General features: G+C 64.1%; 12 protein-coding genes. 6 read left to right on the forward strand and 6 right to left on the reverse strand.

The genetic code is table 11. From position 1 onward, the window contains the following. Positions 1-14: 14 nt before the first annotated feature. The 3 genes from AC1RDS_RS07685 to AC1RDS_RS07695 form a co-directional block, all read right to left on the reverse strand. On the reverse strand, positions 15-1,223 hold the full coding sequence (locus AC1RDS_RS07685) for a thiolase family protein (RefSeq protein WP_026434861.1): 1,209 nt from the start codon (positions 1,221-1,223) through the stop codon (positions 15-17). Then, a complete protein-coding gene (locus AC1RDS_RS07690) occupies positions 1,220-1,606 on the reverse strand; it encodes a Zn-ribbon domain-containing OB-fold protein (protein ID WP_026434862.1) in 387 nt (128 codons plus the stop codon). Before AC1RDS_RS07690 ends, AC1RDS_RS07685 begins: the two co-directional genes overlap by 4 nt. Positions 1,607-1,738: 132 nt before the next feature. Continuing rightward, the gene (locus AC1RDS_RS07695) at positions 1,739-2,539 is read right to left on the reverse strand and encodes an IclR family transcriptional regulator (RefSeq protein WP_238323166.1); all 801 of its coding nucleotides are present in this window, start codon (positions 2,537-2,539) and stop codon (positions 1,739-1,741) included. Between the two features lie 107 nt (positions 2,540-2,646). Here AC1RDS_RS07695 and AC1RDS_RS07700 point away from each other — a divergent pair, with 107 nt between their 5' ends. From AC1RDS_RS07700 to AC1RDS_RS07725, 6 genes are all read left to right on the forward strand, one after another. Then, on the forward strand, positions 2,647-3,729 hold the full coding sequence (locus AC1RDS_RS07700; protein ID WP_081679575.1) for a cyclase family protein: 1,083 nt from the start codon (positions 2,647-2,649) through the stop codon (positions 3,727-3,729). 11 nt (positions 3,730-3,740) lie between these two features. After that, positions 3,741-5,432 carry an AMP-binding protein gene (locus AC1RDS_RS07705; protein ID WP_051248594.1) on the forward strand — a complete coding sequence of 564 codons (1,692 nt, stop codon included), beginning with the start codon at positions 3,741-3,743 and terminating at the stop codon, positions 5,430-5,432. Then, entirely contained in the window at positions 5,429-6,613 is a 1,185-nt protein-coding gene (locus tag AC1RDS_RS07710) for an acyl-CoA dehydrogenase family protein (RefSeq protein ID WP_026434865.1), read from the forward strand. Before AC1RDS_RS07705 ends, AC1RDS_RS07710 begins: the two co-directional genes overlap by 4 nt. Positions 6,614-6,615: 2 nt before the next feature. After that, entirely contained in the window at positions 6,616-7,356 is a 741-nt protein-coding gene (locus AC1RDS_RS07715) for an SDR family oxidoreductase (RefSeq protein WP_034711634.1), read from the forward strand. Positions 7,357-7,397: 41 nt separating this feature from the next. Next, on the forward strand, positions 7,398-8,456 hold the full coding sequence (locus tag AC1RDS_RS07720) for a Bug family tripartite tricarboxylate transporter substrate binding protein (protein WP_081679576.1): 1,059 nt from the start codon (positions 7,398-7,400) through the stop codon (positions 8,454-8,456). 75 nt (positions 8,457-8,531) lie between these two features. Further along, positions 8,532-9,713 (forward strand): ABC transporter substrate-binding protein, encoded by a 1,182-nt coding sequence (locus tag AC1RDS_RS07725; protein WP_431603984.1) that lies wholly within the window; start codon positions 8,532-8,534, stop codon positions 9,711-9,713. Positions 9,714-9,791: 78 nt separating this feature from the next. On the opposite strand, the gene AC1RDS_RS07730 is transcribed toward AC1RDS_RS07725, so the two are convergent. From AC1RDS_RS07730 to AC1RDS_RS07740, 3 genes are read right to left on the reverse strand one after another with little or no spacing between them, the layout of a single operon-like run. Next, a complete protein-coding gene (locus AC1RDS_RS07730; RefSeq protein ID WP_092697354.1) occupies positions 9,792-10,769 on the reverse strand; it encodes a tripartite tricarboxylate transporter substrate binding protein in 978 nt (325 codons plus the stop codon). A 17-nt stretch (positions 10,770-10,786) separates the two neighbouring features. Further along, entirely contained in the window at positions 10,787-12,301 is a 1,515-nt protein-coding gene (locus tag AC1RDS_RS07735; protein ID WP_092697355.1) for a class I adenylate-forming enzyme family protein, read from the reverse strand. Between the two features lies 1 nt (position 12,302). After that, positions 12,303-13,280: a Bug family tripartite tricarboxylate transporter substrate binding protein gene (locus AC1RDS_RS07740; protein WP_092697356.1), complete on the reverse strand. Its 978-nt coding sequence runs from the start codon at positions 13,278-13,280 to the stop codon at positions 12,303-12,305. Positions 13,281-13,291: the final 11 nt, after the last annotated feature.

The raw sequence follows: 13,291 nt of genomic DNA on the forward strand, positions 1-13,291 counted from the left end.
GGTTCTTTCAATGTTCAGAGGGTTTCGGCCGTGCCCAGCACGGCGGTGGACTGGCTCGACAGCGTGCCGCCATTGCCGTGCACCACGGCCGTGCGGTGCTGCTGGAGCTGGCGCGCGCCAGCCTCGCCGCGCAGCTGGCGCACGGCCTCGATCAGCGCAAAGATGCCGTACATGCCCGGGTGCACGCACGACAGGCCACCGCCGTTGGTGTTGACGGCCAGGCGCCCGCCGGGCGCAATGGCGCCGCCCTGCACGAAGGCGCCGCCCTCGCCCTTGGCGCAAAAGCCCAGGTCTTCCAGGAACAGCAGGGTATTGATGGTGAAGGCGTCATACACCTGGGCCATGTCCATGTCGACCGCCGTCAGGCCCGCCATCGCAAAGGCCTGCGCGCCCGACTGCGCTGCGCTGGTCGTCGTCAGGTCGGGCATGCAGGAGATCTGGCGGTTCCAGATGGCCGTAGCATTGCCCAGCACATAGACGGGAGGATTGGGCAGGTCGCGCGCACGCTCGGCACGCGTGAGCACGATGGCACCGCCGCCATCCGTCACCAGGCAGCAGTCGCGCACGGTGAGCGGGCTGGCAATCGGCCGGGCCGAGAGCACGTCCTCGATGGTGAGCGGATCGCGCATGAAAGCCTCGGGGTTGCGCTGCGCCCAGGCGCGCGCGGCCACGGCCACTTCGGCCAGCTGTTCGCGTGTGGTGCCGAACTCGTGCATGTGGCGGGCGGCAGCCAGGGCGTAGGCGGCGACGGGCAGCACCGGCTCGTAGGGATGCTCGTAGGGCTGCGGGTCGAGAAAGCGCCGCGCGGCCACGCCTTCCTTGCGCCCGAACGTGGCCGAGCGCTGCGCGCTGCCGTAGCACACGAGCACGGCCTTGCACTGCCCGGCCTCCAGCGCGCGGATCGCGGGCAGCAGGTGGGCGATGAAGCTGCTGCCGCCGATCATCGTGCCGTCCACGTAGGTCGGGTTGATGCCCAGATGCTCGATCACCGGCATGGTCCACATGCTGGCGTTCACGCTGCAGGTGGCCAGGCCGTCGATGTCCTGCATGGTCAGGCCCGCATCGGCCACGGCGGCGTGCGCGGCACGCACCAGCAGCGTCATGTCGTCCATGCCGGCCGCCTCGCCACAACCATAGGTGGCGGCGCCGACAATGGCCACGCGGCCGCGCAGCGGGCGGTTCACGGCGGCGGCGTCCAGGTGGGATTGGGGAACGCGGCTCATGCTGCACCTCCTTGCGCTTGTGCCGGGGTGAACAGCACCAGGCCGCGCCCGTCCTTTTGCGCCACATGGGCCTGCACGCGCTGGCCAATCGTCACGGCCTCGGGCGCCACGCCTTCCACGCGGCTCATCATGCGCACGCCCTCGTCCAGGTCGATCAAGGCCACGTTGTAGTTGCCACCCGCATCCGCCTTGCGCGCGATGGTGGTGGTGGAATAGACGGTGCCCAGGCCGCTGGCACGCACCCAGCGCAGCGGGCTGGCGCCGCAGTGCGGGCACAGCTCACGCGGTGTGAACACATGGTGGTGGCACTGCGGGCAGTGCTGCAGGCAAAAGCGGCCGGCATTCAGCTCGGCCTGGTAGTGGGTTTGTGCGCTCAGGTGCATTTGTGGCTGGTGTAAGTCTTATCGCTTGCCAGCATGCCCGCAGTGGCGACGGGCTTCAATTCGGCAATTTGAAAGGGCGTCTTTACACCCCGCCCGTTACGTAGCTTGCGCCTCCTTTGGGAGCGCTTGAATCTACAGATATCGGTACACCGCGATGCCTGCACGCCTCAGCTCATCATCTATGACCTTCAGTATTTCATCCTTGTGCGCGGCAGTCATGGTGGCGTTGTGTGCCGCCACGCTGATGGCTGCCACGTGGTTGGTTTGAAAGCTGATCGCAACACCGATCCCGGCAGCGCCGGAAGTGAGCAGATTGAGGCTGTCGGAATGTTGCATCCTGCGCGTGCGGCTCACCATGTCCTGCAGGCGTTCCTGACTGATGCCAACCGCGTCATAGTCCAGGCTGCGCCGCTGATAGATCTGACCCAATTCCCTGTCGCGCAGGGTTGCCGCCAGGGCCAGGCTGGCCGTGCCCTGGCCTAAGAGGCGGGCTTGCCCCGCCATAAGGCTATGGGCATACAGGGGATTGCGCCCCACCTCCACATGCAGGCAATGCGCGGAATCGCCAATGCGGACGATGAGAAAAACCGTATCACCCGTACGCCTGGCGATGTTCACCATGGCCGGGTGACAGGCCTCGAATATGGGCGGTTTGGTCATGGCCGCCATTCCCGTCAGCATGGCCTCCACCCCCAGTCGATAACGCCCGGTCAGTTCGTCTTTGGCAGCGTAGCCTGTCTGCACCAGCACCATCAACAGCCGCCGGGCCGTGGAACGGTCAAGCTCTGATAGATCCGTCAGCTCCCTGATGGACAAGCCTTGCACATGATTGCGCGCAATCCACCCCAGGACAGTCACCAGGCGCGCCGGACTTTGCGCTCCGGGAAAACCTGAGTTCATATGGTGAACATTGCCGTTCTCCGCTTTTGTCATTTGCTGTCCCTCGACCCATAGTGCGTCGCAAGCCTTCGCCGCTCTTCATTGCCAACTTACGGCATATCAATGCGACGGACTGTCTCACACGTTATCTGGAGATTGAGATGAACGCATATCGACCTATACACGCGCCACATGTTCCACCCGTGGTGGGGCAAGGCAATGCTCCACGCTGGACCAAGCGACCGCCGCAATCCAACTGGGGAGATTTCGGCCAGGATGATCAGTTGGGTCGATTGAACTACCTGACAGCCGAAAAGGTGCGAGAAGCTGCGCGGGAGATCCAGACCGGCCAGCGCTTTTGCCTGAGTCTGCCCTTGGACTTACCTGGTGGCAATGCTCTCAACCCCAGGCGCCACCCTCCAGTTATCAAACCGTCCAGACGCCCGTTGGGTCCCGGCATGAACTTCGCCCTTTCGCAGGAAAACCCGAACTACACCGATGTGGTGTGCGATGACTACGCCCAGATCTACCTGCAGTATTCCACGCAATGGGACGCGTTATCCCATGTCGGCAGCCATTTCGATGTGAATGGCGACGGCATCGACGAACTTGTTTATTACAACGGTTTTCAGGCCGGCATCGACATTCTGGCCCCCCAGGATTTGCCGGATATGGATGGCCAGTCGCGCGCCAAGGCCCTGGGGGTGGAGCGCCTGGCTGAGCAAGCCATCCAGGGCCGGGGTGTGCTGATCAATCTGCGCAAGCATTTTGGCGACGGCCATACGCTGGTATCCGGCCGAATGCTCAAACAGGTCATGGAGCAAGACGGTATCGAGGTCAGCAAGGGTGACATTGTGGCGCTGTACACCGGCTTCACGGACCTGCTGATTGCCTGCAACGGACAGCCCCAGGCCGACATGCCGGAAACCGTGGGCGCCGTGCTGGACGGTCGCGACCCGGAATTGCATCAATGGATCATCGACAGCGAGATCACCACCCTCGTGGCCGATAACTATGGGGTAGAAGCCGTACCCGGTCGTCCGGCCAATGGGGTCTGTGCCTTTCTGCCTCTGCATGAGCTGTGCCTGTTCAAGTTGGGCATGCCCTTTGGTGAGATGTGGTATCTCCATGAGTTGGCGCAATGGCTGCAAGAGGCTGGCCGTCATCGCTTCATGCTCACAGCCCCCGCCTTGCGTCTGCCGGGCGCCGTGGGCTCCCCCGTAACACCCGTGGCCACAGTCTGAGGAGCGGTTGCATGCATGCTGTCACAGCGGCATCAGCCGCGCCCGTCAACCACCGACTGACAACGCTCTCGGACATGCTGGCGCGGGCACCTTGGGATGCCGTGGCCCTGAGCTTTGGTGATGAAGATCTCACATATACCGAACTGCGCGCCCAAGTCGGCCGCGTGGCCAACGGCCTGCAGTGCCAGGGTCTGCAGGCCGGGGACGTGCTGGGAATCTGGCTACCCAACACTCCGCGTTGGCTCATCCTGCATCTGGCATGTGCCCGCCTTGGCGTTGCGAGTTTGAGCCTGAATCTGAAGCTCGGTGTGAAGGAGCTAGTCAACTTCATTGACCGCGCCCGCTGCAAGGCGCTGGCGTTCGATCGATCCGTGGTCAACGGCCCCGTCGCCTCCAACGGCGTGAACCCCTTGGACGCGACGGCCCTGCCAGAAAGCAGCAGTCTGGCTCAGGTGTGGCAACAGCATGCAGGCTCCCTGCAATGCCTGATCGATGCCACGGTCCATACACCCAGCCATGATTTGCCAGCTTGGCTGCAACGCGCAGACCACCCAGCCCCACGCCTGCGCCACTGGAATGCCTTGCTAGACACACCGTGCGAAACGGCACGAGACACTTCAGAACACCCTTGCATCATTGTGTCGTCCTCAGGCACGACCAGCGTGCCCAAACTGATCGTGCATGGCCAATCCAACATAGCGCTGCATGCCCAGGATGCCGCGGCCAGCTTTGGGATAGATCGTGATTGCAGCGTTTTGCTGGCTCTGCCCATGTGTGGCGCCTTCGGCTACACCGTGGCCATGGCAACGCTGGCTGCCGGCGCCCGGCTGGTCTTGCATGAAGCGTTTGATCCCGCACGCACGGCAAGCACTTTGCAGCAGCAACCCATCACCCACATGTTCGGCACCAACGACATGGTGGAAAAAATGATTGCGCCGCTGCCTGACACGTGGCGCCCGAAGGCGCTGCGCATGTTCGGCCACGCCAACTTCGTTCCAGGCCTGGATGAGTTACCTGGCCACGCTCAGCAGTTGGGCATCCCAATGGTCGGGTGTTTTGGCATGAGCGAAACCCTGGCCCTGTTCGCGCACCAGGACCCGACTGCCCCCTTGCCTCGCCGCGCTCAAGCGGGCGGTATCCCCGTAAGCCCGAGTTCAGAGGTACGTGTGCGGGTGCTGGAAACAGGCGCCCTCGCTGCCCCCATGGAGCCTGGCGAGTTGGAGTTCCGCGGCCCTTACATGATGCAAGAGTATTTGGGCAACTCCGAGGCCACCGCGAAGGCTTTCACTCCAGATGGCTTCCTTCGATCAGGAGACCTGGGCTATGTCAATGGAGACGGGGGATTCACCCACGTTTCCCGGCTCGGGGATGTGCTGCGCATCGGCGGGTTTCTGGTCAACCCCGCGGAAATCGAAGAAGCGGTGCTCGGCCAATGCGGCGCCAGTGCGTGCCAGGTGGTAGCGGTGAATGCAGCGGGCAGTGCGCGACCGGTGGCTTTTGTCATCCCCGACCCTCAGCGCCCGGTGAACGAGGACTCCATCAAGGCCGAACTGCATAAACAGATTGCTCGCTACAAGGTGCCAATCCGCATCTTCAGCGTAGAGAGCTTCCCTTTCACCATGGGCCCCAACGGCAAGAAGGTCAAGCGCAATGAGCTGAGAGATCTTGCCCAGTCCCTGGTGGCGCAGGAGGAGGAAAAATGAAAACCGAATGGATCTTGCCAGAAACCCCGTTTTTTGATACCGGACACGTCGAGGTCGTAGCCGCTCTCAACCGCTGGATTGATGACAACCGTGCGGCCCTGGAGGAAGAACCCCACGGCAGCCTGACCGATCAATGCGCGTACTGGCGCCAGTCTCTGGCTGCACATGGCATTTTGCAGTACACCGTTCCGCGCCACTACCCAGGCACGGCAGAGTCAGCGCCTTCTGTGGACTTGCGCTCCATCTGTCTGGTGCGCGAATGCCTGGGTTATTACGCACCGCTGGCTGACTTTGTCTTCAGCATGCAGGGCATCGGCGCTGCCGCACTCTGGCAAAAAGGCTCGCCGGCCCTGTGCGCGCCTTATGTCCACGCCTGTGCCGCAGGGAAGAAGGTGGCGGCCTTCGCTCTAACGGAGCCGGATGGCGGGTCGGACGTCGCATCCACCCGCACCACCGCGACCTTGGAGAACGGCGAGTACATCATCGAAGGCGCCAAGTCCTATATCTCCAACGGTGGGATCGCGGATTTTTACGTGGTGGTAGCCCGCACTGAGCCGGGCAAGGGCGCCGGAGGGCTGTCGGCCATTTTGGTCGATGCACAGACCCCTGGCTTACGCATCCACAAGCAGATTGACATCCTGGCGCCGCACCCCTTGGCGGAAATCCATTTCGACCAATGCCGCGTCTCGGCCAACCGTCTGATCGGAGAACTGGGCGAGGGCTTCAAGGTCGCCATGTCCGTGCTGGACATCTTCCGCAGTTCCGTGGGGGCAGCCGCCATCGGCATAGGACAGCGGGCATTGGATGAAACCGTGGCCCGGGTCACCACCCGGCAGCTGTATGGCCGAGCGATGTCGGAGATGGACACCGTGCGCCACAAAGTCGCAGAGATGGCCACTCCCCTGGAAGCCGCGCGCCTGCTGGTGCACAAGGCCGCATGGACACGCGATGTGCGCCAAGTGCGTATCACCACGCAAGCAGCCATGGCCAAGCTGCAGGGCACCGAGGCGGCATTCCAGGTGGTCGATGCCGCCGTTCAGTTGTGGGGAGGTTTGGGCATCACCTGCGGCACGGTGGTGGAACGCCTGTACCGGGAAGTTCGTCCCATGCGCATCTACGAAGGTGCCAGTGAGGTACAGAAAACCATTATCGGAAGACAACTGCTGCGAGGCAGCGTATGACCATGATCATTTCAACCGCAACACCCCGCCGCGTGCTGGTCACCGGCGCCAGCCGCGGCATCGGGCGCGCCACCATGCGCCACCTGGCCAACGCCGGCTACCAAGTCGTGGGCCTGGCGCGCCATGTTCCCGAGGATGCAGGCCCCAACGAACAATTCGTCCCATGTGACCTGATGGATTTGGAGGCGACTCGCCGCACCATAGAAGGACTGCTGCGAGACAGACCCTTTTATGGGCTGGTCAACAACGCAGCCATTGCCCACACCACCAGTTTGGCCGACGTCACCGTGTCAGAGATGAACGAAGCCATGACCGTGAACGTCAATGCCGCCTTGATTTGCCTGCAGGCGCTCATTCCCGGCATGAAGGAAGCAGGTGGGGGACGGGTGGTGAACATCTCATCGCGTGCGGCATTGGGCAAGGTCAACCGCACGGCCTACAGCGCCTCCAAGGCCGCGCTCATTGGTGCAAGCCGCACCTGGGCGCTGGAGCTGGCGCCCCACAACATCACGGTCAATGTGATTGCCCCCGGCCCCGTGGCCACAGAAATGTTCAAAAAAGCCAGCCCGCCCGAGGCCGCTGCAACCAAGGCCTTGCTGGCCGCCGTGCCCTTGCAGCGCGTATCCGATCCCGAGGAGCTGGCCTTCGTGATCGGTTTTTTCTTGGCCCCTCTGGCGGGCTACATCACGGGACAGACCCTGCACGTCGATGGCGGCCTCACCATCAGCGCAACCCGTCTGTAAAACCACAGTCAGCAAAAACATACAACCAGGAGACATTCACCATGCCCCATAACACCGATGAGCCGTTGGATCTTTCGTCACCGATGCGCCGGGCGCCCCCTCCCGGGCTCACGCGCCGCCAGTGGCTGCGCAGCACCGCAGGCGCTGGCGTCGCAACCGTCACAGGAGGACTGCTGACCGGTAGGGCACTGGCCGATCCGGCCTTCCCATCCAAGCCACTGCGGCTTGTGGTGCCGTTTGCCGCCGGCGGCGCCACCGATGTGCTGGGCCGGATACTGGCCAAAGCGTTGGAAGCATCGCTAGGGCAATCGGTGATCGTGGACAACCGGGTCGGTGCAGCCGGTGCCATTGGTGCCGCCAGTGTTGCGAAAAGCGAGGCCGATGGCTACAGCATTCTGATGGGCGGAGTGGGCACCAACATCGTGCTGGAGCACACGATGCCTGACCTGTCCTACAAGCCGCAGCGCGACTTTACCGCCGTCGCCTCCATCTGCAACGTGGACTATGTGCTGGCGGTAGCCCACGATAGCCCCTACCGAACTCTGGCCGACCTGCTGGAGGACGCCAGAAAACGCCCTGGGCAGGTGCGCTACATGTCCACCGGGCCGCTAGGGCCCATGAACGTCGCCATGGAATACCTCAGCAAACTCAGCGGCGTGAAAATGATCCATGCCCCCTACAAGGGAGAGGCCCCAGCGCTGCCTGACCTGATGCAGCAGCGTGTCGATGTGGGCACCATGACGGCTCTCTTTACGAAGCCTCAAGTTCAAGCCGGCAAGTTGCGCGTGCTGGCCACGATCAATTCCAACCGCATGGCCTCCTGGGTGGACGTACCCACAGTGGCTGAGCAAGGCTTCCCGGGCTACGCCGCCCCCATCTGGAATGGTCTTTTTGTTCCCAAGAAGACGCCGCCCTCCGTGGTGGAGAAGCTGGGCCAGGCTACGGTGACCGCACTGCGATCCCCGGGCCTGCGCGAACAACTGGAAAAACAAGGCGTCAGCGTGACGGGGCAAGCCCCTGCAGAGTACGAGCGTTTCCTGCAAGACGAGCGCCAGCGCTGGCAAAAGATGATCCAGGAATCCCAAGTGCTCAACGGCTGAAAACAAGGAGACAACATGCGATTCGCAACATACAAATCTACCCCGGCAAGCATCCGGTCTCGTCGGCTAGTGGTATTGACCGCCACCGCCCTGACCTGCGCAACGTCCTACGCACAAAGCAGCCAACCTGTGCGGATCGGCATCATCGTGGATCAGTCTGGCGTGTACTCCGCCATTACCGGCAAGGGAAGCGTTACAGCCGCCCAGATGGCCATCGAAGAACATGGCGGAACGGTACTGGGCAGAAAAATCGAGCTTCTTACCTTCGACCACCAGAGCAAGGCAGACCCCGCTGCCGCGAAAGCCCGGGAGTGGTATGACAACGGCGTCGACGCCATTCAAGACGTGGGGGGCTCTGCGGCTGCACTCGCAGTACTGAACATTGCCAAGGAAAAGAACAAGGTGCTCGTCATGAGCGGCCCAGCCAGCGACCGCATCACGGGCGATCTGTGTGGTTCCACAGTGGCTCACTGGGCCTACAACTCTTACTCACTGGCCACCACAGTGGGCAAGGCCGCGGCCGAGCGCATCGGCAAGAACTGGTTCTTCATCACAGCGGACTATTCCGGCGGGCATGACATTGTCAAGGCAACCACCCAGGCTCTCACCGCAGCGGGCGGGAAGGTCATTGGCGAAACTAGACACCCTCTCAATGCCACTGACTTTTCATCCGCCGTCGTGCAAGCACAATCCAGCAAGGCCGATGTGATCGGACTTGCTAATTTCGGCAATGATTTGGTCAATTCCATCAAGGCCGCTCGCGAATTCGGCATCAATCCAGAAAGCAAGCAGAAGCTTGCCAGCCTGCTGATGTACATCAACGATGTGCACTCCGTGGGCCTGAAGACTGCCCAGGGCATGCTTCTGTCGGAGGCTTTTTACTGGGACTTGAACGATGAAACACGGGCTTTTTCAAAGAAGTACTTTGCCAAAGTCAATGCCATGCCGAACATGAGTCAGATGGGCGCTTATTCGTCCATCAGGCACTACCTCAAGGCTGCTGAGGCGGCAGGCACCACGGATGCCAAAGCCGTGATTGCAAAGATGCGCGAATTGCCAATTAACGATGTCTTCACCCGCAACGGCAAGCTGCGCGAGGACGGGATGATGGTGCATGACATGCACCTCTTCCAAGTCAAGGCACCTACCGAATCCAAGTATCCCTGGGACTACTACAAATTGGTCAGCACCATCCCTGCAGACAAGGCCTTTGTGCCGCTGGGCGAATCCGCCTGCCCGCTGGTGGCAAAACGCTGACCACACGTTCGGCCCCAAGGCGGGGGCCGCGTCTGATGGCGCGCCGTAATACGTACAACTCCGTACGGCGCGCTCCCCTCACCCCGGCGTGATCCCCGCCGTCTTGATCACCTTGGCCCACTTGTCCAGTTCGCTGCGCAGGCGCTGGCGCATCTGCTCCTGCGTGCCGGGGTCTGCCTCGGCGCCGGCGTCCAGCAGGCGCTGGCGTACGGCGGGGTCCTTCATGGCGGTATTGAAGTCGGCGTTGATCTTGTCCAGCACGGCCTGGGGCGTCTTGGCGGGGGCGAACAGTGCCGCCCAGGAATAGGCCTCGTAGCCGGGCAGGCCGGACTCCACGCCGGTGGGCACGTTGGGCAGCATGGCTGAGCGTTGGCGGCTGGCCACGCCCAGCACCTTGACGCGGCCGCTCTTGATGTGCGGCAGCGCCGTGGGCGCGTCGCTGAACATCAGCTGCACCTGTCCGCCCAGCAGGTCGTTCATGGCCGGGGCGCTGCCCTTGTAGGGCACATGCTGCAGCTTGGTGCCCGCTTCCATGTTGAACAGCTCACCCGCCAGGTGCGTGCCGCCGCCGTTGCCCGACGAGCCATAGGCCAGTGGCGTGCCCTTCTTGGCCAGCGCGATCAGCTCCTGGATGGTGTTGGCCGGCACCGAGGGGTGCGCCACGATGAACACCGGGAACATGGCCGCGAAGCTGATGGGGGCGAAGTCCTTCTCGATGTCGTAGGGCAGCTTGCCCATCAGCGAGGGGTTGACCGAGTGGTGGATGGCGCCCACGAAGAGGCCGTAGCCATCAGGCGCTTCCTTGGCGGCGGCCGTGGCGCCCACCACGCCGCCCGCGCCCGCGCGGTTGTCGATGACGGTGGGGGTTTTCCAGATTTCGGACAGCTTCTGGCTGAAGACGCGCGCCGTGGTGTCCACCGGGCCGCCCGGCGGAAACGGCACGATGAAGCGCACGGGCCGGCTGGGCCAGGGCTCGGACGCGAGCACCGCCAGTGGATGGGCCGCGGCAAGCAGGCTGCCGGCGATGAAGCTGCGGCGGGAGGTGGTGGAATGCATGGTGTGTCTCCTGTGGTTCAGGTGGTGAGGCTCAGCGCCTGGTCTTTCAAGGTGCGCTTGAGCACCTTGCCGTTGGTATTGGTCGGCAGCTCCGCCAGCGTGACGATGTGGGACGGGCGCTTGTAGGGCGCCAGCAACTCGCGCAGGTGCGCCTGCATGGCATCGGCGTCCAGCGCGGCGCCGGGGCGCAGCTCGACAAAGGCCACGATCTCCTCGTTGCCGTCGTCCACGGTGCGCCCCACCACGGCTGAGCGCTGTACGCTGGGGTGGGTGTTGAGGGCGGTCTCCACCTCGGCCGGGTAGACGTTGAAGCCCGAGCGGATGATCATTTCCTTCAGGCGTCCCATGACGAACAGCGCGCCGTCGGCATGCATTTCGCCCAGGTCACCGCTGGCATACCAGCCACCCTCGCGCATCACTGCGGCGGTGGCCTCGGGGTCGCGAAAGTAGCCGGGCATCAGGCCCCGGCCGCGGATCCACAGCTCGCCGCGCTCGCCCAGCGGCAGCGGCTGGCCCGTGGCCGGATCGGTCACGCGCACCTCGGCCTCGACCACGGCGTAGCCGGCGCTGGTGTCGGGGCGCTGTTCGCCCAGGCGTGTGAGGTGCACCGAGCCCGCGTATTCCGACAGGCCGTAGCCGTGGTGCAGCGCCTGGCCGAAGGCCGCCTCCACGCGCTGCTTCAAGGCCAGGTCCAGCGGGCCCGCGCCGGTGTAGAGGTAGCGCAGCGCCGGCGCTGCGGGCCGTGCAATTCCGCGCTCCTGCAGATGGGCCAGCAGGCGCGAGAACAGCGCGGGCGGCCCCTGCAGCTGCGACACGCCGTGGTGGGCCAGCGCATCCAGCAGGTCGTCAGGATCGAACTGCGGGCGCATCACGAGCTGGGCGCCGGCCAGCAGCGAGCTGATCAGCACCGTGCCCAGGCCGAAGATGTGGGTCATGGGCACGAAGGCGTAGCTGCGGTCTTGCGGCCCCAGCGCGCGCGAGGCGCCCGAGACGCGGGCGAAATGGATCAGCGCGTCGTGCGTGAGCATCACCCCCTTGGGCTGGCCCGTGGTGCCCGAGGTGAAGATCAGCGCCGCCACCGTATCGCGCAATACGCCCGCCTCGGGCTGCGCATCCGTGCGCACGGCGCTGTGCTGCATGCCGGGCAGGGCCGAATCGACGGCCGCAAAGCGCCGTGCGTGCGCAGCGGCGCTGCGCGATGCGGCGGACGTGAAGAACACCACGCGCGCATCGGCCTTGGCGACGAAGCTGTCGATCTCGGCGGGCGCCATGCGCGCATTCACGCCGCAGGACCAGGCGCCCACGCGGCTGCAGGCCAGGATCAGCGCGGCGTGTTCGGGGCAGTTTTCGGCCACCACCAGCACACGGTCGCCGGGGCGCACGTTCAGCGTGCGTAGCTCGGTCTCGGCGGTGTCGGTAAGCGCGCCCAGGTCGGCAAAGCGCAGGCTGCGGCCGTCCGGCAGGTGGATGAAGGGCTGCTGCGGCGCCTCGGCCAGCCAGCGGTCCAGCAGGTGGTGGATGCGCTCCGCCATGTCAGTCGACGGTGATTCCCTGGGTCACCGTGGCCCACATGGCGCGTTCCTGGGAGGCGCGCTCGGCCAGCTTCTGCGGTGCGCCGGTCCACTCGTCGTAGCCCAGCTCCTTGTAGCGTTTTCTCAGGTCCGGCTGCGCCAGTGCGGCATTGACGGCCTTGTTGAGCTTGGCCACCAGTTCAGGGCTCATGCCCTTGGGGCCATAGACACCGTACCAGCCGCCCACGTCAAAGCCCTTGAGGCCCTCGATGCCCGACTCGGCGAAGGTGGGTACATCGGGCAGCGAGGCATTGCGCTGCGGCGAGGTGACGGCAATGGCGCGCACCTTGCCGCTGTGGATGTAGGTGCTGGCGGTGCTGATGATGTCCAGCATCATGTTGAGCTGGCCGCCGATCACGTCGGTCATTGCCGGGGCGTTGCCCTTGTATGGGATGTGGTTCATCTCGATGCCGCTGCGCCTGGCGAACAGCAGCGCGCCCAGGTGGTTGGAGCCGCCCACGCCGGCCGAACCGTAGGCCAGCTTGCCGGGGTTGGCCTTGGCGTTCGCCACCAGCTCGCGCACATTCTTGTAGGGCTCGCTGTTGTTGACCACCAGCACGTTGTAGTAGCTCAGGATGGGGGCCACCGGCGTCAGGTCCCGGGCCGGGTCGAACGGCATCTTGGTCATCACGTTGGGGCTGATGGTGATGGTGGGGCTGGCGGCAAACCACAGCGTCATGCCATCGGGCTTGGCGCGCACCACCTCGCTGCCGGCAATGGTGGCATTGGCACCGGTCTTGTTTTCCACCATGACCGGCTGGCCCAGTTCCTTGGACAAGGCCTGGCCGAACAGGCGCGCGCCCTGGTCCACGGGGCCGCCTGCGGCATAGCCGACGATGAGGCGCACGGGCTGGCCGTCCTGCGCGGCGGCGGGCAATGCAAGGGCAAAAGGTGCCAGGGCCAGGGCGGCCAGGGCGAGGCGGCGGGGGGCTGCGGTCATGGGGGTGTTTC

This window comes from Acidovorax sp. GW823-FHT02H02, from assembly GCF_058797075.1.